The sequence below is a fragment of the Nonomuraea sp. NPDC049655 genome (assembly GCF_044465465.1).
In the GTDB taxonomy this organism is placed as follows: Bacteria; Actinomycetota; Actinomycetes; order Streptosporangiales; family Streptosporangiaceae; genus Nonomuraea.
Genome location: NZ_JBITLS010000004.1, coordinates 519,893 through 539,052 on the forward strand (window position 1 = coordinate 519,893; position 19,160 = coordinate 539,052).

Genomic DNA, 19,160 nt, shown 5'->3' on the forward strand with positions numbered 1-19,160 from the left:
GGTGAGATGTCTTCACTGCCAGGGGGTTGGACGTAGCGTCTATGGCATACCGAAGGGAAGAAGGCGAAGTGTCCGAGGACGACCGTACGCGGGCCATGCGCTCGCCGGGCGACGGCCGCCCGCTGCCACCGAGGCCCGGCGACGGGCAGCGTTCCGGTGGCGCACCCGCCCACCGGGTCCCGCCGGGCGTGCCGAACGCGGCCACGTCCAAGCTGCCCGCCTACTCCGACGAGCAGCAGCAGTCGCCGCCGCCTCCGCCGCCTCCCCGATCGGGCAAGGTCTACGGACGCGAGCGTGCCGGGAACAGCCCGGTCAAACCGCTCAGGGCGGCGGGCGAGACCGCGCCGAAGGAGCCGCGCGGGCCCAGGGGGCCGCGGGTGCGCGGCCGGACCGTCCTGAAGATCGTCGCGGGCCTGGTCGCGCTGCTCCTGGTGGCGTCCGTGGGCCTGTTCTTCTGGATCAACTCCCGGCTGGCGGGCATCGACGGGGTGCTCGACGAGTACCCGGGCCGCCCCGCCGACACGCCCGGCACCAACTGGCTGCTGGTCGGCTCCGACAGCCGCAAGGGGCTGACCGCGGCCGAGCGCAAGAAGCTGGCCACCGGGCGCGCGGTCGGGCAGCGCACCGACTCGATGATGCTGCTGCACATCTCCGACAACGGCGACAAGCCCACCCTGGTCAGTCTGCCGCGCGACTCGGCGGTGACCATTCCGGGGCGCGGGCGCGACAAGCTCAACGCGGCGTACGCGTCCGGCGGGCCGAAGCTGCTGGTCCGCACGATCGAGACGGTCACCGGCGTGCACGTCGACAACTACATGGAGATCGGCTTCGCCGGCTTCGTGGACATCGTGGACGCGATCGGCGGCGTCGAGATCAACGTCCGGGCCGACGTCGACGACCCCAAGGCCGGGCTCAAGCTCAAGAAGGGCAAGCAGGTGCTCAACGGCGCCCAGGCCCTCGGCTACGTGCGCACCCGCAAGGGCGGCGCGCTGCCGGACTTCGAGCGCACCAAGCGGCAGCGGCAGTTCCTCGGCGCGGTGGTGAAGAAGGCCGCCAGTCCGGGCGTGCTGATCAACCCGTTCACCTCGATCCCGCTGGCCATGAGCGCCACGGACGCGGTCGAGGTCGACTCCGGCACCGGCGCGTTCGACATGCTCTCGCTGGGGCTGGCGATGGGCGACAGCCCGGTCACGACGGTGGTGCCGTTCGGCGGGAACGAGATCGTCGCCGGCGGCGGCGCGGCGGTCAAGTGGGACCGGCTCAAGGCGCTGGCCCTCTTCGACGCGCTGAAGGCCGACAAGCCGGTGCCGAAGGAGATCGTGGACGCCGGTTGACCCGTCCCGCGTAGGCGCGAGCCTCGCGGGAACGGCCGGGCCCGATCAGGGGCCCGGCCCGGCAAGGGCACGGCTCAGGTCGTGGTGGCGGCGACGACTGCGGCGGTGGAGGCGGTGGCGGCGATGGCCGCGGTGATGGCGGTGATCGTCTTGGCGACCGCCTGGCCGGCCCACTCGCCCTCGGCGATCTCCTTGACGCGCTCGCGGTCGGCGCCCGGGAAGGCTTTGCGGTCGAGCTTCGCCGCGTGCATGATCGCGATCAGCGTGGCGGTGCGCTCGTCGGGGTCGGCGCCCGCGAGGACGGCCGTGACGCGTTCGCGCACGTCGGCCTCCACCTGGGGGTCCGCCTCCGGCCAGCGCGTGGTCGGGAAGACGCCCAGGACCCGGCCGCGCTCCTCGGCCAGCACGCCCGCCTCGGCGAGCCTGGTGAGCAGGCGCCTGCGCAGCTTGTCCGACTGCAGCCGCTGAACCCACCACGCGGGCTTCCTGGCCTTGCCGTCCTCGGCCATGCGGGCGAGGGCGGCGTCGAGCTCGGCGTCGCCCAGCGGGGTGGGGTCCTTCACCGTCACCTTGTCGTCGGCCAGCTCGACGCGGCCCGCGGCGGCCAGCTCGGCGAGGATCGCGCCGCCGAGCGCGGGGTCGAGCTGGACGCCTCCGATGAGCTGTTTGCCTGCTTCCTCGTCGTGGGCCAGGAGGAGGAGTTCTTCGGCGATCGTCACGGTCATGTCCCGACACTAACCTCCCAGGCATGAGCATTTCGGAAAGACTTCACGCGATCGGCCGGCCCTTGCTCCAGGCGCAGCTGGACCATCCCACGGTGGCCGGCATCGGGCGCGGCGACCTGCCGGAGCCGGTCTTCCGGTCCTGGCTGGAGCAGGACTACCTGTACCTGCTCGACTATGTGCGGGTGTTCTCCAGGCTGGCCTGGCAGGCGCCGGACGGGCATCTGGGAGACCTGGTGGATCTGGCGTACGCGACGTACCACGACGAACTGCGGCTGCATCGGTCGTTGTCGGCGGAGTTCGGGGCCGATCTGGACAATGCGGTGAAGGGGCCGGCGTGTGTGGCGTACACGGCGTTTCTGCTGGAGGCGGCGGGGTCGTACGGGGAGGGGTTGGCCGCGCTCTATCCGTGTATGTGGGGCTATTCGAGTCTTGGGAAGATCCTCGCCGAGAACCCGCCCGCCGAGCCGCGGTACCGGGCCTGGGTGGACACCTACGCCGACCCCGCGTTCGCGGCGCTGACCGTACGGATCGGGCAGATGATCGACGAGGCCGACCCCGACCCCGTACGGGCGGAAGCGCTGTTCGCCGAGGGCATGGCACACGAGCTCGCCTTCTGGGACGTGCCGTAGCTTTCTGGGACGTGCCGTAGTCGCGTGCCGGTCCGGCGCGCGCCATACCCTGGGGGCATGCCGGAACTTCCCGAGGTGGAGTCGCTCACCAACTTCCTGCGCGAGCGGGCGGTCGGCCGTTCGATCGCCGGCGTCGACGTCGTCGGCTTCCAGGCGCTCAAGACGTTCGACCCGCCGGTCACCGCGCTCGGCGGGCTCACCGTCACGAACGTGTCGAGGCACGGCAAGTTCCTCGACCTCGACTGCGACGGCCTGCACCTGATCATCCATCTGGCCCGCGCCGGCTGGCTGCGCTGGCGCGACGACCTGACCGGCGCGCGGCCGGTGCGGCCGGGCAAGGGGCCGCTGGCCGTACGCGTACGGCTGGCGCCGGACGACGACGGCCTGGCCCCCGGCTTCGAGCTGACCGAGGCCGGCACGCAGAAACGGCTGGCCGTCTACGTCACCGACAAGCCGGAGGACGTGCCCGGCGTCGCCGCCCTGGGCCCCGACCCGCTCGACGACGCCTTCACCGTCGAGGCGCTCAAGCGCATCGTGGGCGGCAACCGCACCCAGATCAAGGGGCTGCTGCGCGACCAGAAGGTGATCGCGGGCATCGGCAACGCCTACTCCGACGAGGTGCTGCACGCGGCGAGGATGTCGCCGTTCAAGATCGCCGCGACGCTGACCGACGCGCAGATAGCCGACCTGCACGAGGCCATCGTGACGACGTTGCGCGACGCCGTCGAACGGGCGCACGGGCTGGCCGCCAAAGACCTCAAGGCGGAGAAGAAGTCCGGGCTGCGCGTGCACAACCGGGCCGGCCAGCCGTGCGACGTGTGCGGCGACACGATCCGCGAGGTGTCCTTCGCCGACTCCGCGCTCCAGTACTGCCCGACCTGCCAGACGGGCGGGAAGCCGCTGGCCGACCGGCGGATGTCGCGCCTGCTCAAGTAGGGTCCCGGGCGCGGGATGATGGAGGCATGACCGTTCCAGAGATCGACGTCACCGCCGTTCCCGACGACGCCTACCTGCTCGACGTCCGCGAGCAGGACGAGTGGCTGGCCGGCCACGCCCCCGAGGCCGTGCACATCCCCATGTCGCAGATCCAGGGCCGGGTCGAGGAGGTGCCCGCCGACCGCACCGTCTACGTGGTGTGCCGGGTCGGCGGCCGGTCGATGCAGGTCACGGCGTGGCTCAACCAGCTCGGGCGCGACGCCGTCAACGTGGGCGGCGGCATGCAGTCGTGGGAGTTCGCGCGCCGTCCGATGGTCAGCGAGACCGGGCAGGATCCTTTCGTGGCCTGAATGCCCCACTGTGGCGGTTCCGCCGCCATTGAGGCATGATGAGGGCGCCAACTGCATAGTCGCGGGAGCTCGGGGTGCCGGGCTGAGAGGGCAGCAACACAGCCGCTGCCGACCGCCTGAACCTGTCCGGGTAATGCCGGCGTAGGGAGTGTGCGATGACGCATGTCGTCGACGAAGTTCCGCTGACCCTTGACGGCGCGCCCCCCAAGACCCTCGGCGTCCTCGACCAGGGCGCGCTCTGGGCCAACCTCGGTGTCAGCCTCCTCGGCTTCTCCGGCGCGCTCGTCCTGATCGATCCCCTGGGCGACGCGCCGCTCAGCCTCGTGGCCGCGCTCACGGCCGCCGTGGTCGGCAGCCTCATCGGCACGGCCATGGTCGGCCTGTCGGCCATCCCCGGCACGCAGACCGGGCGGCCGGCGATGGTGCTGCTGCGCGGGCTGTTCGGGGCGAAGATGTCGTACGTCCCGTCCGTGCTGAACATCGTGCAGATGCTCGGCTGGGGGGCCTTCGAGCTCTGGGTGATCGCCAAGGCCGCGAACGCGATCTTCGGCGGCGTCCCGTACCAGGTGTGGGTGGTGGTGGCGGGGGTGCTGACCACCGCGCTCGCCGTCTGGCCGCTCGGGTCGATCCGGCTGCTGCGCCGGTACGTGACCGCCGGCGTGATCGTGTCGCTGATCTGGTTCACCGTGTCGTTCCTGGGCGAGGCGCCGACGTACACGGGCGGGTCGTGGACGGCCTTCGCCCCGGCCGTCGACTACGTCATCGCCCTGTCGGTGTCGTGGGTGCCGATGGCCGCCGACTTCGCCAGGCACTCGCGTTCCAGCCGGGCCGCCTTCACCGGCGTCGTCGGCGGCTACACCGTCGCCCAGGTGGCCTGCCTGGCACTCGGCGTGTACGCGGTGGCCATCGCGGGCGCCCAGGCGGTCCAGGCCGACGGCATGGTCGTGTTCCAGCCGTTCGTCGCGGCGCCGCTGGGCGCGCTGTTCTTCGGCATCCTGGTGCTGCGCGAGACCGACCAGTCCTTCGCCAACGTCTACTCCACCACCGTCTCGCTGCAGAACCTGATGCCGAAGGTGGACCGGCGGGTCGTCTCCACCGCGATCGGAGTGCTCACCACCGCGATCGCCCTGGTCGTGGACGTCACCTCCTACGGCGCGTTCCTCGGGGTGATCGGCGCGGTGTTCGTGCCGATGTTCGCGGTGCTGGCCGTCGACTACTTCGTGCTCGGCGGCGCGGCCCGCTGGAACACCGCCGAGGACGCGCCCTCGCGCTGGCTGATGCTGCTGCCGTGGGCGCTGGGCTTCGCCGCCTACTGGTTCACCACCTCGACGCCCACGGTCGCCGGCTGGGACGGCTTCTGGGCCTCCGCCCGCGAGGCCGTCGGCTTCACGCGGGAGCCGTGGATGAACGGCGCGCTCGGCGGCGCGCTGGTCGCGGCCCTGGTGACGCTGCTCATCGGCGTGCTCGGCCGGCGCCGCTCAGCGGCCCGCTGAGACCCGGCGTTCGACGTTGAGCAGGTGCTGCTTGGCGGCCACGCCTCCGGCGTAGTCGCCGAGCTCGCCGTCCTCGCGGACCACCCGATGACAGGGCACGATCACGCACACCGGGTTGGCGCCGACCGCGTTGCCGACCGCGCGAAGGGCGCGCGGCCGTCCGATGCTCGCGCCGATCTCCTCGTACGTCGTGGTCGTGCCGTAGGGCACGGCCATGGTCTTCTGCAGCACGGTACGGGCGAACGGCGTGGCCAGCGCGAGGTCGACCGGCGTGGCGAAGGTGCGCAGCCGGCCGGAGAAGTACGCGTCGAGCTCCCGGCGCACCGGGTCGAGGCGGCGGGCGTCGGGCCCGATGAACGTGCCGACCTCCTTGGCCACCCGCTCGAACACGGTGTTCTCGGCCTCGAAACTGCAGGCCGCGATGCCCTTGCCGGTCACCGCGAGCACCAGCCTGCCCACCGCGCCGTCGTAGGTGCCGAACGCGATGTCCGGGGGCCCCTCGCCCTTGTAGGTGCTGGAGGTCACTCTCAGCAGGGCATCGAGGTCGCTGCTCGACATGCCTCTCACCCGTTTCAGCCACCGGAATCTTCGTGAGCGCAGCGTATCGGACGGATCGCCCGTCAGACCCACCACGCCACGTGCACTATGGAGGTGTGGGATACGCATGGGTCGGCAGTGACGAGGAGATCGCTCGCGCCGTGCTCGCCGGGTCCCCCAACGCCGTGGTGGCGCTCGACCGCGACCAGAGCGTGCTGGTCTGGAACGCGGCGGCCGAGCACCTGTTCGGCTGGACGGCGGCCGAGATGCTGGGTCGCCGGGCGCCGATCGTCCCCGACGAGCTGGCCGCCGAGCACAACGCGGTGCTGGAGCGCGTCCGCACCGGGGGCCAGGTGTCGCTGCGCACCAAGCGCGTCCACAAGGACGGCAGGCCGCTCGACCTGCGGGTGGACATCAACGCCCTGCGCATGGGCAACTCCGTGGTCGGCTACGTCCTGGCCCACCATCCCGCGCGGGCCGACGAGGTCGCCGGGCTGCGCATGGAACGCCGGGCCAGGCTGGTGCGCCGGCTCACCGACGTGGTCGGCGACATCAACTCCGAGCTGGAGCTGCCGGCCGTGCTCGACCGCATCTCGGCCAGCCTCACCGAGCTGACGGGCGCGGACGCGGGCGGGTTCGTGCTGATCGAGGGGGAGCGGCTGCGGCTGGTCAGCACGTACCGGCTGCCGGAGACGCTCAGGGGCACCACCACCGGCCTGCGGACGAGCCTGGTGGACAAGCTCTTACGGACGGGCAAGACCGTCATGCTGGAGTCCCAGGGGCTCGGCGACCTGGTCTGGGCCAGGCTCAACGGGCTGCACACGATCGCGCTCGGCCTGGCCGCGGTCGGCGGCCGCCCCTACGGGGCCCTTTACGCGCTGTTCGCCGGGCCCGCCCCCGGCCACCTGGAGCTGGAGCTGCTCGAACTGCTGGCCGGGCACGCCGGCATCGCGGTCGGCAACGCGGTGGCCTACCAGGAGGCGGTGCGGCAGCGGGCGCACGAGCGGGCCGTGTTCGACGCCAGCGCCGACGGCATCGCCGTGCTGGACGACGCCGGCCGGGTCGTGCGCTGGAACCCCGCCGCGGCCGAGCTGACCGCCTTCCCCGCCGAGGCGGTGATCGGCGGCCCGCCGCCGTTCCCGCTGCCCAGCCCCGGCGAGAAGCTCACGTTCCAGATGGAGAACGGGCGCTGGCTGGACGTGGTGAGCGCGCGCATCGAGGAGACCGGCGAGATCGTCATCGACTTCCGCGACGTCACCCAGGCCAAGGAGCTGGAGGAGGCCAAGGACCTCTTCCTGGCCACCACCAGCCACGAGCTGCGCACGCCGATCACGATCGTGCGCGGGTTCGCCGGCACGCTCGACGCGCGCTGGGACAAGATGAGCGACGCGGAACGCCGCTCGGCCGTGCACACGATCGCCGAGCGGGCCGGATCGCTGGGCCAGCTCATGGACCACCTGCTGCTGGGAGCCAGGGCGGGCGCGGACGAGCTGGCCGTGCGGATCGAGGCGTTCGACCTCGCGGCCCGGATCCACGCGGCCACGCTCGGCCTCCCCGTGTTGTCCGACCGCCACCGCGTCGAAGTGCGCATCCCGGACGATTTGCCGCCGGTGCTGGGTGACGCCCTGGCAACCGACATCGTTTTGGGGCAATTGCTGGAGAACGCGTTTAAATATTCCCCAATGGGTGGATTGATCTGTGTTGAAGCTTGGCCCGAAGACGACGGCGTGGTCGTAGTGGTGGATGACGAGGGGGTCGGAATCCCACCGCCTGACCGCGAACGGATCTTTGAGCGCTTCGTCCAGGTGGACAGCGGGGACCGGAGGCGCTTTGGTGGAGTGGGGCTGGGCCTCTACATCGTGCGCAGTCTGGCCAGGGCACAGGGGGGAGAAGTGAGTGCTCAATCGAGGCCCGGAGGGGGTACGAGGATGCGGTTGATCCTGAGGCGCGCTTCCCCTATCCGATCCGACACACCGATGCGGTAACGAGGTGGTCACAGTTGAGCTGATCTATCGTCCAATGTGTACAAGCTGTGATCGAGATGCGGTTTCTGCGATTGGCTAACGGGGCATTTCGGTCGTACCGGGGAGTGTTCCCGCGGGGGGCACAGGGAACGGGGAGGTGGGTGTGTCAAGCGTGGTGCTGCTGCCGTACGCGCCGTCCAGCGTCGCCGTCGCCCGCCAGCGTCTGAGCACTGACCTGCAGGATTGTGGGGTCTACACCGCCGCGATCGACGATGCGGTGCTGGTGGTGAGCGAGTTGCTGAGCAACGCGCTGCGGCACGCGCATCCGCTGCCTTCAGGCATGGTGAGGGTCGCATGGATGCGTAGCGACGATCACATAGAGGTGGCGGTCAGCGACGGGGGTGCGGCGACGGAGCCGCGGGCGGGCCGCCCGACCCTGTCTTCGCTCGGGGGCCGGGGGCTGGGGATCGTCGAATACGTGGCTGAGAGCTGGGGGGTTCGTCACGACGGTGACACGACGACGGTGTGGGCCATCCTGCCCGCACCCAACGGGGCGGCGGTGAACGGGCAGGTCGCGGCCCTGAAGGAGGCCGGCTAGGCGGTCCTGGCCGCCAGTACGGCCCGTTCGGTGACGGCCCACGCCGTGGAGACCAGGAGGTACAGGCCGGCCGCCAGGGGGAGCACGAGCACGGCCAGCGCGGAGCCGTACGGCAACAGCGGCATGACCTTGCGCAGCAACTCAGGCTGCTCCTCCGACACCTTGATCGAGCGTGCCGACAGCCATGCCAGCAGCACGAGCCCCGCGATCACGACGACAAAGACCGAAACCGGCCAACTGATCAGACCGAAATTGGCCACCACACCCGCGAGCTGCTGGCCCAGCGGCGCCCCGAACAGAGTGTGACCGGCCAGTGCCGTCGGGTGCGTGGCCACCCTGAACATCAGCCACAGGAACGGCAATTGCGCCAGCATCGGCAAGATCCCTGCGAACGGCGACGTGCCCTCCCGGGCGTACAGAGCGGTCAGCTCCTTGGACAGCCGCTCGGGATCGCGCCCATGGCGTTTACGCAACTCCTGCAACTTGGGCGCGAGCCGCTGCCGGACCTGGCCGGCCCGCGCCTGCCGGACGTTGAGCGGCAGCAGGACCAGGCGTACGGCGAGGGTGAACAGCACGATGGCGAGCGCGGCATGGCCGCCGGACACGCCGATGACGAACGTGACAAGTGAATCGATCATGAGCCCTTCAGACATGACGACGGATCAGGGCTCACACATGACGATGAGCCCCGCTTTGACGGAAGCGGGGCTCGCCTAGGGCGCTCGTGGACGCGGGCGTCCGGCCGCGTCGGGATCGCGCAGCCGCTGGAAGGCCGTGCGGCGCGCGTAGGTCAGCGGGAAGCCGGGAGACTCACCGCCGAGGACGGGCGGCAACGTGGCCGCCCACGTGGCCAGCAGGAGGATCGCCATCATGGTGATCCCCACCAGCCACGGATCGAACAGAAGCGACGTCACTGCGACGAACGGGACTTACCGACGACGGTGACGGTGATGAAGACGATCAGGCCGACGACCCCGACGATCAGGGCGAACTTGAACAGACCTGCCAGCAGGGGCAGGAGGAAGTTGAACAGCACGAAGAGACCGAGAAGGGTCCCTAAAACGAGCATCACGACTCTACTCATGAGGCCACCGTACGTCCTGCGAGCATGATCCGCGAGGCTTACGAACCTGTGACGTCCATGTCCGCCACCATGTCCGCCACGTGGGGCTCAGCCGTACGGTGAGACGGTGAACACCCGCATCCTGGTGGTCGACGACGATCCGACCGTGTCCGAGGTCGTGGCGCGCTATCTGGAGCGCGACGGGCACGAGGTGGAGTGCGTGGGCGACGGCGCCGAGGCGCTGCGCAGGGCCCTGGCCGACCCGCCCGACCTCATGGTGCTCGACCTGATGCTGCCCAGGATCGACGGGCTCCAGGTGTGCAGGAAGCTCAGGGAGCGGTGGCCGGTCCCGGTGATCATGCTGACCGCGCTCGGCGAGGAGATCGACCGGGTGGTGGGCCTGGAGACCGGGGCCGACGACTACGTGACGAAGCCGTTCAGCCCCCGGGAGCTGGCCTTGCGCGTGCAGTCGGTGCTGCGCCGGGCGCGGGGGGCGTCGGTCACGGCCGGCACCGGCGTGCTGCGCGACGGCGACCTCGTCGTGGACGTCGGCGCCCACGAGGTGCGGCTCGGCGGCGCGCAGGTGATGCTGACGGCCAGGGAGTTCGACCTGCTGGCCTACCTCATGCGCAACCCGCGCCAGGCGTTCAGCCGGTCGGCGCTGCTCGACCAGGTGTGGGGATGGTCGTTCGGCGACTCCTCGACCGTGACCGTGCACGTGCGGCGGCTGCGGGAGAAGGTCGAGGCGGACCCGACCGAGCCGCGGCGGATCGTCACGGTCTGGGGTGTCGGCTACCGGTACGAGCCGCAGGAGAGCGCGGGGTGACGCCTCCCGATCCCATGGTGTCGATGAGCGAGCTGCCCATGGTCGTGGCCGTCTCGGCGGGGCTGGGGCTGCTGGTCGCCGCCGCCGGCGTATGGGCCATGGGACGGCTGCGGACCAGGTCGATCGGGGTGATGCTGGCCGTCGTGGTGGTGGTCGCCGTGGCGGCGACGCTGGCGGGCGTGGTCGCCATCACCATGAAGATGATCATCGAGGGGGCGGTCAAGGACTTCGTGCTCAGCGTGGTCGCGGTGGGCGGCCTGGTGGGGCTCGGGGTCGCGTTCGTGCTGGCCAGGCGGGTGGTGGGGGAGAGCAGGCGGCTGGTGGCGGCTGTGCGCGACGTGCCGTTCAGGGCGCCGCTGGGGTTGCCGGCCGAGCTCCAGGAGATCGCGAGCACCCTTGAGGAGGCGTACGCGCGGGAACGCGCGCTCGAAGGCGCGCGCCGGGAACTGGTCGCCTGGGTGAGCCACGACCTGCGCACGCCGCTCGCCGGCCTGCGGGCCATGGCCGAGGCCCTGGAGGACGGGGTGGTGGCCGAGCACGAGACGGTCGCGCGCTACCACGGCCAGATCAAGCTGGAGGTCGAACGGCTCTCGGCCATGGTGGACGACCTGTTCGAGCTGTCGCGCATCCACGCGGGCGCGTTGCGGCTCTCGCGGGCCAGGATCGGGCTCGCCGACCTCGTCGCGGACACGCTGGCCGGGGTCGAGCCGCTGGCCAGGGCCAAGGGGGTGGTGCTCACGGCGGAGGCGGCGGGGGCCGTGCCCGTGGAGGCCGACGCGGCGGCGCTGGGCCGGGCCCTGCGGAACCTGGTCGTCAACGCCATCCGGCACACGCCGTCGGAACGGGCCGTGGTGCTGCGGGCGGGGGTGGACGAGCAGGGGATGGCCTGCCTCTCGGTGGCCGACGGTTGCGGGGGGATTCCCGAGGAGGATCTGCCTCGGGTGTTCGAGGTGGCGTTCCGGGGGGAGGCCGCGCGTACGCCCACCGCCGACGGCGGCGCCGGGCTCGGGCTGGCGATCGCCCAGGGGATCGTCGAGGCGCATGATGGGATGATCGGGGTGGTCAACGAAGGACCGGGGTGCCGGTTCGAGATCCGGTTGCCCCTGGTGTCCGGAAGTTGACGTTCCCGCACGGTGTCCTGCCTCGATCTTCCGCTGTGGTCTCGCTTCCTCGATCGTGGGTCGCCCGGGTCTGGGCGCCCGGGTCAGGCGGGTTCGGGGAGCGCGGTGTCGCGTTGCCCGAACGACTCCGACATCGCCCGGAACGTCGGGCAGGGCCAGCGCCACATGCAGCTCCGGCACCGCAGGATCGGGTTGGCGGTGTCGCTCGTGATGCCACCCGCGTCACGCGGCTGGTGCAGGTCGAGCAGCCGCAGCCCGAGCTCGGCGAACCTGAGCAGGTCGGCGCGGGAGCCGGCCAGGAAGTCGAGGTCTTCGCTCGCCAGCCTGGTGCGGATCGGGACGTAGCCCTCGTGGTTCAGCAGACTGCGCAGGCGCGCTGCTTCGTCATGCCATGACGTGGCCTTTTCTGTGCGGATGAGGATGGTCTCCAGACGTTCCCGGAGCCCCTGACGCTGTGGATCTTCAGGTTTCTCTGCATTCATCGATACGAGGCCCATGGGGCGGGCCACAGCCCCTCCTTCTCCATGAAGCGTTGCCGGTTCCGGTGTCACGCTGTCAAGCTTCGCGTACTCTCCGTTTTGATGGAGCCCAAACGGAGGACAAAAACCTGTCGTTCCCCTCTCGGCGTGACAACGTGACCGGAAGCCTCCGCGCCGCTAGCCTGCCCATGTGGAGCTCAAGGTCTCGACTCGATCACATGCCGGGTGCGCACTCGTTGCCATCACCGGAGAAATCGACCTCTATACGGCGCCTCACCTGCAGGCCGAGTTCACTCGGCTGCTGCAGGACGAGCCCAGCCGGGTGGTCATCGACATGTCCGCCGTGGATTTCTGCGACTCCACGGGGATGAACGTGCTGCTCTCGGCGCTCAAGCGCATGAAAGAGCGGGGGGGTGTGCTGGAGGTGGCCGCGCCGCGTCCGGCCGTCCGCAAGATCCTGCAGGTGACGGGGCTCGTCTCGGTGTTCACCGTGCATGACGAGCTGCCGCAGGAGTTCCTCATCACCGAGGGATCATGACGCAGGCTGACACGGCCGTCGTCATTCCCGCGGTGAACGAGGGCGACCGCATCGCCGCCACCGTCGCCGCGGCGGCCGGCCTGCCGGGCGTCGATCTCGTCGTGGTCGTCGACGACGGCTCGCACGACCGCACCGGCAAGGTGGCGCGGGCGGCGGGCGCGCGGGTGGTCCGCCACAGCCGCAACCGCGGCAAGGCCGCGGCCATGGAGACGGGCGCTGAGGCCGTACGCCTCCTCGACGAGGACCGTACCCCTCGCCACCTGCTCTTCCTCGACGCCGACCTGGGTGACACGGCGAGCGCCGCGGCGCCGCTGGTGGAGCCCGTGCGCGAGGGCAAGGCCGACATGACGATCGCGCTGTTCGGCACGCGGGTGAAGCTCGGCGGCCATGGGTTAGTCGTGCGCGTGTCCAAAGACGGCATCCGCCGCGCCACCGGCTTCGAGGCCGCCCAGCCGCTCAACGGCCAGCGTTGCCTGACCCGAGCCGCCTTCGAGGCCGCCCGGCCGCTGGCGCACGGGTTCGGCGTGGAGACGGCGCTCACCATCGACCTGCTGCGCAAGGGGTTCAGGGTCGTCGAGGTCGAGGTGGAGATGTCCCACCGCGCCACCGGCAACGACTGGCGGGCTCAGCTGCACCGCGCCCGGCAGTTGCGGGACGTCGCTCTGGCTCTGGCGAGCCGGGAGCCGGTGGTCGTCGAAAATCTCGGCAAACTCCTTCCTAAGCGGTGATTTCGTGCTCCGGGTTATCCACAGGCGTGGATGATCTGGGGCTGGGGCCGTGACGAGTGTGCTGGAATTTGCGGGTGACTTCGGAGAGACGCCGCAAACAGGCACAAGCCCCACCCTTCCGGGTGGCATCGCTGCGGCTTCCGTGGTCCGCCGCCGACCGGCGCCGGTTCCCGGCGGGCGGGGGCGGGGTCGTCGCGTGGGGTGGGCGGCCGGTGTTCGCCCGGGCCTCCGCGGCCGGTGGGCGCGCGGCGGCGCCTCGGCCGGGGCGGCTCTTCGACGCCGTTCGAGCGCGGCTCGCGGTTCCCGGGCTGGTGATGATCGCGGTCTCGGTGCTCCTGACGATCACGATCGGGTTGCTCGGGCCCTCTCCCATGGTTCCCGCGCTGGGCGGGCCGGGGTGGCAGCCGCCGTACTGGCTGGATGCCCGTCCTGATCCTTATGCGGTGCTCGTCCTGGCCGCGGCGGCATTGCTCATCGGCGGGGCCGGGCTGCTGGCGGCGCTGGCCGCCGGGCCGCGTCCCGGGCTGCGGGTCCGGCCGCTGGTGCTGCTCGGTTGTCTCGCCGCGGGGGTGCTCGCGTTCCTGCCTCCCTCGGGCTCTGGCGATCACCTCAACTACGCCGTGTACGGCCGGATGGTCACGCTGGGGCTCAGCCCCTACACGCACGGCGCCGTCGACCTGCCGGGCGATCCCATCGCCGACGCGGTCGAGCGGCCGTGGCGCGAGGAACCCAGCGTCTACGGGCCCGTCGCCACCGCTCTGCAGGCGCTGGCGAGCTGGATCGGCGGCGACTCGCTCCGGTTGACCATCTTCGTGCTGGCGGTGTTCAACGCCGCCGCCTTCGTCGTCACGGCCCTGCTGATCGACCGCTTCACCAGGGACGACCCCGCCCGGCGGCTGCGGGCCGCCCTGTTGTGGGCGGTCAATCCGCTCCTGCTCTACCACCTGGTCGCGGGCATGCACGCCGACACCCTGGCCATCGCCTGCATGGTGGCCGCGCTGCTGGCCAGGGCACGTCCGGTCACGTCGGGGGTGCTGCTCGGGCTCGGGGTGGCGACGAAGCTCAACGCGGGGCTGGTGGCGCTGGGGCCCGCGTGGGAGCTGCGCCGCCGTCCTGGGCGGCTCGCCGTCATGGCGGCCGGCGCGCTGGCCGTGGTGGTCGTCGGCTACGCGGTCGTCGGGCCCGAGGCGATCACGCCGGTGACGACCACCAGCAAGGCGATCTCGCATGCCTCGTTCTGGAAGCTGGTGCAGGGGGGGCTCTGGGCCCTGGTGGGCACCGGGCGCGCGTATCGGGGCGAGATCCAGGTGGGCGCGCTGGTGGTGCTCGCGCTCGTCGCCTGGTCGTTGCTCCGGCTGGCGTCCCGGCGGTCCGCCTTCCGCGAGGGGGCCTCCGGAGGGCTGGAGGCGCCGGTCATGGCGGCGGCGCTCGTCGTGGCCTACCTGTTCGCCACGCCGTACATCCTGCCCTGGTACGACGGGCTGGCGTTCGGCATGCTCGCCCTGGTGGGAGCCTCGGCCGTCGACGGGTTCATGGTCGCCCACCTGCTGGTCCTGTCCCTGGCCTACCTGCCCGCCCGGGTCGACGGGCAGCCGCGGGGCGTCGAATGGCTCAGTGGCGTCCTCAGGCCTCAGATCGCGTGGGCGCTGCTGGCGTTGACCGTTCTGCTGGTGGTGTGGGCGTGGCGAGCTGGAGGGCCCGTACGCAGGCCGCGAGCGTCAGCGGCACCGCCACCGTGAGCGCCATGGCCGGGATGGCGATGCCCGAGTCGTTCATCAGGAAGCCGATGAAAGCGCAGGTGAGCGTCCCGAACAGGCCGGCCCTGAGCGGCGGGGCCAGCGTGTACGCCTGACCCAGCGCCGAGGCCCCCCAGCGCGACGGGCGGGCCAGCACCAGGAACAGGAAGGCCAGCGCGACCAGCGAGAGCAGGGTCAGCGGCCAGTTGCCCACGGTCACGCCGATCATGGCCCCGAACTTGCGTCCGACGACGGTCCACGCCTGGCCGTCGATGATCTGCTGCACGAACGCGCCGAGGTGCGTGCGCCTGTCGGCCGGGCGCATCCAGTCGAAGACCGAGATGGCGGCGATCAGCGCCACCGCGCCCACCCCCACGAGCAGGAGTTTCAGCACCGACACCCGCCTGCCGGACAGCAGGATGAGGAAGACCGCCACCCCGATCACGAACGCCGGGACACCGCCGAAGTCGGCGCCCCACGAGGGCGAACCGTCCGCGAAGACGGCGAAGGCGCCGTACAGGCCGCACAGCGCCACGACCACCGTCCTGGAGACGCCCCTGCCGAGCAGCCAATGCGCCACCCCGGCCAGGCCGAGCACCGTGCCGGTGGCGTAGACGGCGAAGGCGATGTTGCTGAAGCCGTAGAACCGTCCTCCGGTGACGGGTTCGTAGCCGGTCACGGCGTTGACCTGGAGGGCCGAGCCGGTCATCACGTCGATCAGGAGGGCGAGCGAGGTGACGGCCGCGACCACGGTGAGCGGGCCGAGCACGTGCGCACGCCAGGGGCCGGCGAACGCGAGGCCGGTGACCAGGGCGGCGATGGCCAGGATCGTCACGATCACCGAGACCATCGGCATCGGCAGGCTCCACCACGGCACGAGCTGGGCCAGGAACGTGGAGACGGCGATGGCGCCGCTGACCGTCGCCACCACCTGGATGGCGGCCAGCAGCTTCGAGGCGTCGGCCGGGTCGCCGCCCGCAGCCGGGGCAGGGTGGCCGTCCGCCTGGGGAGCGCCCGGCACGGCGGCGGTCGCCGTGGGCGTGCGGTCGGCCGACGAGCCGGCGGCGTCGGACGCGGGCAGGGACTGCCGGGCACGGGAGGAGCTGCGGCGGCGCAGCGCCAGGGCGGCCAGGGCGTAGAAGAGCAGCTGGACGCTCACCAGGACGGTGAAGAAGGGCCCGCGTACGTCCCGGAGCACCTGGCTGGCCAGGTCGCCGTCGGCCAGTCGGGTCACCGTGGCGGCGGCCGGCGCGGAGGCGTCGCCGTCGGGCTGCCAGGCGCGGCCGACCACGTCGCGAGGGGCGGTCAGGCCCAGGAGCTGGATGGCGGTGGCGGTGAGGTCGGTGATGGTGACCAGGCCGTCCTGGCGGGTGGAGGAGGCGGTGAGAGAGCCACCCCGCGGGTACGGCTGCCCGCTCGGGGACGGTCCCGTGGCGAGGGCCGCGTGCAGGTGGGCGTTCGGGCTGAGGTCGGAGATGCCGGCGAGCAGGACGGTGGTGTTCTGGGGCACCTTGCCGATCAGGGCGGCGATCTGCTGGTCCGCCCTGGTTGCGGCGGCTCGGCGTTCGGCGGCCGGGAGCGAGACCGGGATTCCGTGATCGTCGAGGGGGCCGCGGGCCCAGGCGGTGGTGAGGTCGGCGGCTTCGAAGACGATCAGGTTGTAGGGGGTCAGGTCGTTCAGGGCGTCGAGGGTGGGGGCGTATTTGGTGATTTTTCCGGTCTTGTCGGCGGCGGCGAGGGCGGCGCCAGGGCCGATCGCCGCCACCTTGCCTCCGCCGTCCGCCACCAACTGGCCGAGCGTGCCGATCTGGGCCGCGTAGCCGGTGTCGGCCTGGAAGGCCACCAGCTCCCGCCACCCGGGGACGGTGGCGCCCTCCCCGGCGGCCTGAGGAGGCGTCGCGGCGGGGCAGCCCTGTCCGGGGGTGCCGGCGCGCTGACCGGCGGAGACGGTCAGCCAGCCGGCCATGGGGCAGGTGAGGCCACGGTCCTTGGGCGGGACGGCGCGGGTGGACAGTGACGCCGAGCTGCCCTGGGCGACGAGCTTCCACAGGGTCGGCGTGCCCGACTCGCTGAAGTCACTCCACTGGAGGCCGGGGACGCCGACCACGACGACCCGCCCCCCTGCCGGCCCGCCTTGCCCCGGGACGCCGTTGCCCGAGGCCGCCGCGGCGCTCCCCTGGGCGGCGGCGGCCGTGCCGGGGAGGAGGAGGGCGGCGATCAGGAGGCCGAGGAGCACCGTGATGAGATGGCGGCGCGCCCGAGGCGCCGCTGCACCGAGACTGTGCAGGGGCTTGGGGTGGGCGCTCGGGGTCGCGGGGCGTACGCGACGCGCTTGGTGCTCGCCCCCGAGCGTGGCGTAAGGCATGTACGGAACCCCCAGTGTCTGCGCCCTCGATCAACAGCCACGGTAACGTGCCACATCGTGACAAGAGGCGAGGTGCGAGTGATCCGGCGGCAGTGGTGGGCGTGGGTGGTGGTGGCGCTCGTCGTCGCGGCGGCGGCCGCGCCTCTCGTGCACACGTGGCTGACCAACCCGGACGACCAGCGGCTCGTCGACCTCGACGTCTACCGTACCGGCGGCCAGATGCTGCTCGACGGCCGTCCGGTGTACGACTTCTTCACCCCGGCGCCCCAGCTGCTGCCGTTCACCTATCCGCCCGTCGCGGCGATGCTGGCCGTGGCGCTGGCCGAGATGTCCTGGGGCACCGCCCAATGGGTGTGGACGGCCGGCATCTTCGTGGCGCTGGCGGTCACCGTCTGGTTCGCCTTCCGCCAGACGCTGCGGGCCTACGTGCCGTGGGTGTTCGGGCTGCTCATGGTGGCCTGCACGTACCTGATGCCGATCCGGGACCAGGTGCGGTTCGGGCAGGTGGACATCCTGCTGGTCGCCCTGTGCCTGGTGGACTGCCTGGCACGGCGGCCCTGGCTGCCGCGGGGCTTCCTGGTCGGGCTGGCCACGGCCGTCAAGCTGACTCCCGGCGTCTTCCTGATCTACTTCCTGGTCACCAGGCAGTGGCGGACGTTCTTCATGGCGGCGTTCGTGGCGGCCGTGCTGACGGTGCTGCCGTTCGTGGTGATCCCGCAGGACGCGTCCGCCTTCTGGTTCTCGGCGCTGCTCGATCCGGAGCGGCTGGGGGCGAACACCGCCACGACGAACCAGTCGATCCGCGGCATGTTGCTGCGGCTGTACATGCCGGAGTCGCTGACGTTCGTGATCTGGGCCGTGATCGTGGCGGCCGTGGCCTGGTACGGGTTCCACGCGGCGCGGGCGGCGTACCAGGCCAAGGACGAGCTGACGGCGGTGGCGCTGACGTCGCTGATGGCGGTGCTGCTCTCGCCGGTCGCCTGGATCCACCATCTGGCCTGGGTGGTCGTGGTGCTCGGGGCGATCGTCGGCGACGGGCGCGATCCGGTGAGGCTGCGGGTGGCGGCGGGGGTCTGGCTGTTCTACGTGGTGCCCGTGCCCTGGTGGGGGGTCTCGCTGATCGCCGCCGGGATCCCGGGGGTGAGCCTGGTGCTCGGGAAGATCGTGCAGGACGGGTTCGGGCTCGGGGCGCTGGTTCTGGTCTGGCTGCTGGCGTCCTGGTTGCCCAAACGGCGGCAGCCGGCTTGACCGAAGTATTACCCTCTGTGTCGTGCTCGTTACCGCTTGGGTAGTCGTGGGCCTCGTGGCCGGGGTGAGTGGCGTGTTCATCGGCTACATGGGCCTCAGGCAGGCCAGGGTCGCCGTCGACGACTGTCTGCGCAGGGTGGCCAGGCAGGCCGGCGAGGGCGCCGGCGACCTCAAGGCGATCAGGGACGTGGCCGTGTGCCGCTACGACGCGCTCGCCGAGATGAGCGGCAGGCTCTCGTTCTCGGTGGCCATGATCAACGGGCTGGGCGACGGCATCGTGCTGACCTCGATCAACGGCACCAGCGAGACGCGCACGTACGTGCGTCCGGTGGTGGGCGGGAAGGGGCAGCAGCCGCTGTCGCCGGAGGAGGAGCAGGCGGTGCGGGCGGCCCGGCTCGGGCTGGGGCCGCTGGTCCCGCCGCGGGTCCTCAAGGGTTCACGCTGAGTGTCCGTACGGGTGCCGTACGCGGTCGGCGAAAGGGCGGCGTGC

General features: G+C 71.4%; 21 protein-coding genes and 1 riboswitch. Of the genes, 14 read left to right on the top strand and 7 right to left on the bottom strand.

Features of this window, described 5'->3' with window-relative positions; all coding sequences use genetic code 11:
* Positions 1-68 precede the first annotated feature (68 nt).
* The gene (locus ACIBQ6_RS16500; protein ID WP_397212716.1) at positions 69-1,334 is read left to right on the top strand and encodes an LCP family protein; all 1,266 of its coding nucleotides are present in this window, start codon (positions 69-71) and stop codon (positions 1,332-1,334) included.
* Positions 1,335-1,408: 74 nt separating this feature from the next.
* Here ACIBQ6_RS16500 and ACIBQ6_RS16505 read toward each other — a convergent pair whose 3' ends face one another.
* Positions 1,409-2,059 carry a GPP34 family phosphoprotein gene (locus ACIBQ6_RS16505; protein WP_397212718.1) on the bottom strand — a complete coding sequence of 217 codons (651 nt, stop codon included), beginning with the start codon at positions 2,057-2,059 and terminating at the stop codon, positions 1,409-1,411.
* Between the two features lie 23 nt (positions 2,060-2,082).
* Between ACIBQ6_RS16505 and ACIBQ6_RS16510 the strand changes: the two genes are divergently transcribed.
* The 4 genes from ACIBQ6_RS16510 (at position 2,083) to ACIBQ6_RS16525 (ending at position 5,467) form a co-directional block, all read left to right on the top strand.
* Positions 2,083-2,688 carry a TenA family protein gene (locus ACIBQ6_RS16510; RefSeq protein ID WP_397154971.1) on the top strand — a complete coding sequence of 202 codons (606 nt, stop codon included), beginning with the start codon at positions 2,083-2,085 and terminating at the stop codon, positions 2,686-2,688.
* 57 nt (positions 2,689-2,745) lie between these two features.
* Positions 2,746-3,624, top strand: coding sequence for an Fpg/Nei family DNA glycosylase (locus ACIBQ6_RS16515; RefSeq protein WP_387672027.1), 879 nt, complete (start codon positions 2,746-2,748; stop codon positions 3,622-3,624).
* 26 nt (positions 3,625-3,650) lie between these two features.
* A complete protein-coding gene (locus tag ACIBQ6_RS16520; RefSeq protein WP_352318274.1) occupies positions 3,651-3,974 on the top strand; it encodes a rhodanese-like domain-containing protein in 324 nt (107 codons plus the stop codon).
* A gap of 51 nt (positions 3,975-4,025) precedes the next feature.
* Positions 4,026-4,139: riboswitch (TPP riboswitch) on the top strand.
* On the top strand, positions 4,130-5,467 hold the full coding sequence (locus tag ACIBQ6_RS16525; RefSeq protein WP_397212720.1) for a purine-cytosine permease family protein: 1,338 nt from the start codon (positions 4,130-4,132) through the stop codon (positions 5,465-5,467). Its footprint overlaps the riboswitch before it by 10 nt.
* Here ACIBQ6_RS16525 and ACIBQ6_RS16530 read toward each other — a convergent pair.
* Positions 5,453-6,025 (bottom strand): methylated-DNA--[protein]-cysteine S-methyltransferase, encoded by a 573-nt coding sequence (locus ACIBQ6_RS16530; protein ID WP_358290987.1) that lies wholly within the window; start codon positions 6,023-6,025, stop codon positions 5,453-5,455. The genes ACIBQ6_RS16525 and ACIBQ6_RS16530 overlap by 15 nt on opposite strands.
* Before the next feature lie 95 nt (positions 6,026-6,120).
* Between ACIBQ6_RS16530 and ACIBQ6_RS16535 the strand changes: the two genes are divergently transcribed.
* Positions 6,121-7,989 (top strand): ATP-binding protein, encoded by a 1,869-nt coding sequence (locus ACIBQ6_RS16535; protein ID WP_397212723.1) that lies wholly within the window; start codon positions 6,121-6,123, stop codon positions 7,987-7,989.
* Between the two features lie 151 nt (positions 7,990-8,140).
* Entirely contained in the window at positions 8,141-8,566 is a 426-nt protein-coding gene (locus ACIBQ6_RS16540) for an ATP-binding protein (protein ID WP_352363279.1), read from the top strand.
* Here the strand turns inward: ACIBQ6_RS16540 and ACIBQ6_RS16545 are convergent.
* Genes ACIBQ6_RS16545 through ACIBQ6_RS16555 form a run of 3 tightly spaced genes read right to left on the bottom strand, consistent with a single transcriptional unit; the run spans position 8,563 to position 9,650 of the window.
* Positions 8,563-9,219 (bottom strand): YidC/Oxa1 family membrane protein insertase, encoded by a 657-nt coding sequence (locus tag ACIBQ6_RS16545; RefSeq protein WP_397212725.1) that lies wholly within the window; start codon positions 9,217-9,219, stop codon positions 8,563-8,565. The genes ACIBQ6_RS16540 and ACIBQ6_RS16545 overlap by 4 nt on opposite strands.
* Before the next feature lie 60 nt (positions 9,220-9,279).
* Positions 9,280-9,480 carry a DUF6412 domain-containing protein gene (locus ACIBQ6_RS16550; protein WP_352318263.1) on the bottom strand — a complete coding sequence of 67 codons (201 nt, stop codon included), beginning with the start codon at positions 9,478-9,480 and terminating at the stop codon, positions 9,280-9,282.
* Positions 9,477-9,650: a hypothetical protein gene (locus ACIBQ6_RS16555; RefSeq protein ID WP_358290981.1), complete on the bottom strand. Its 174-nt coding sequence runs from the start codon at positions 9,648-9,650 to the stop codon at positions 9,477-9,479. The genes ACIBQ6_RS16550 and ACIBQ6_RS16555 overlap by 4 nt, the downstream gene beginning before the upstream one ends.
* Before the next feature lie 106 nt (positions 9,651-9,756).
* Between ACIBQ6_RS16555 and ACIBQ6_RS16560 the strand changes: the two genes are divergently transcribed.
* The gene (locus ACIBQ6_RS16560; RefSeq protein WP_358290979.1) at positions 9,757-10,455 is read left to right on the top strand and encodes a response regulator transcription factor; all 699 of its coding nucleotides are present in this window, start codon (positions 9,757-9,759) and stop codon (positions 10,453-10,455) included.
* A complete protein-coding gene (locus tag ACIBQ6_RS16565; protein WP_397212727.1) occupies positions 10,452-11,576 on the top strand; it encodes a sensor histidine kinase in 1,125 nt (374 codons plus the stop codon). The genes ACIBQ6_RS16560 and ACIBQ6_RS16565 overlap by 4 nt, the downstream gene beginning before the upstream one ends.
* A gap of 83 nt (positions 11,577-11,659) precedes the next feature.
* Here the strand turns inward: ACIBQ6_RS16565 and ACIBQ6_RS16570 are convergent, their stop codons facing one another.
* A complete protein-coding gene (locus ACIBQ6_RS16570) occupies positions 11,660-12,085 on the bottom strand; it encodes a hypothetical protein (RefSeq protein ID WP_358290975.1) in 426 nt (141 codons plus the stop codon).
* A 160-nt stretch (positions 12,086-12,245) separates the two neighbouring features.
* Here ACIBQ6_RS16570 and ACIBQ6_RS16575 point away from each other — a divergent pair, with 160 nt between their 5' ends.
* The 3 genes from ACIBQ6_RS16575 (at position 12,246) to mptB (ending at position 15,060) form a co-directional block, all read left to right on the top strand.
* The gene (locus ACIBQ6_RS16575; protein ID WP_352318253.1) at positions 12,246-12,593 is read left to right on the top strand and encodes an STAS domain-containing protein; all 348 of its coding nucleotides are present in this window, start codon (positions 12,246-12,248) and stop codon (positions 12,591-12,593) included.
* Positions 12,590-13,321, top strand: coding sequence for a glycosyltransferase family 2 protein (locus ACIBQ6_RS16580; RefSeq protein ID WP_397154958.1), 732 nt, complete (start codon positions 12,590-12,592; stop codon positions 13,319-13,321). The genes ACIBQ6_RS16575 and ACIBQ6_RS16580 overlap by 4 nt, the downstream gene beginning before the upstream one ends.
* Before the next feature lie 122 nt (positions 13,322-13,443).
* Entirely contained in the window at positions 13,444-15,060 is a 1,617-nt protein-coding gene (gene mptB, locus ACIBQ6_RS16585; RefSeq protein WP_397212729.1) for a polyprenol phosphomannose-dependent alpha 1,6 mannosyltransferase MptB, read from the top strand.
* Here the strand turns inward: mptB and ACIBQ6_RS16590 are convergent.
* A complete protein-coding gene (locus tag ACIBQ6_RS16590; protein WP_397212731.1) occupies positions 14,945-17,293 on the bottom strand; it encodes a hypothetical protein in 2,349 nt (782 codons plus the stop codon). The two genes, mptB and ACIBQ6_RS16590, sit on opposite strands and share 116 nt — an antisense overlap.
* 186 nt (positions 17,294-17,479) lie before the next feature.
* Here ACIBQ6_RS16590 and ACIBQ6_RS16595 point away from each other — a divergent pair, with 186 nt between their 5' ends.
* Both ACIBQ6_RS16595 and ACIBQ6_RS16600 read left to right on the top strand, forming a co-directional pair.
* Positions 17,480-18,670: a glycosyltransferase 87 family protein gene (locus ACIBQ6_RS16595; protein ID WP_397212733.1), complete on the top strand. Its 1,191-nt coding sequence runs from the start codon at positions 17,480-17,482 to the stop codon at positions 18,668-18,670.
* 22 nt (positions 18,671-18,692) lie between these two features.
* Positions 18,693-19,115 (top strand): DUF4446 family protein, encoded by a 423-nt coding sequence (locus ACIBQ6_RS16600; RefSeq protein ID WP_397212735.1) that lies wholly within the window; start codon positions 18,693-18,695, stop codon positions 19,113-19,115.
* The last annotated feature ends 45 nt before the right edge of the window (positions 19,116-19,160 follow it).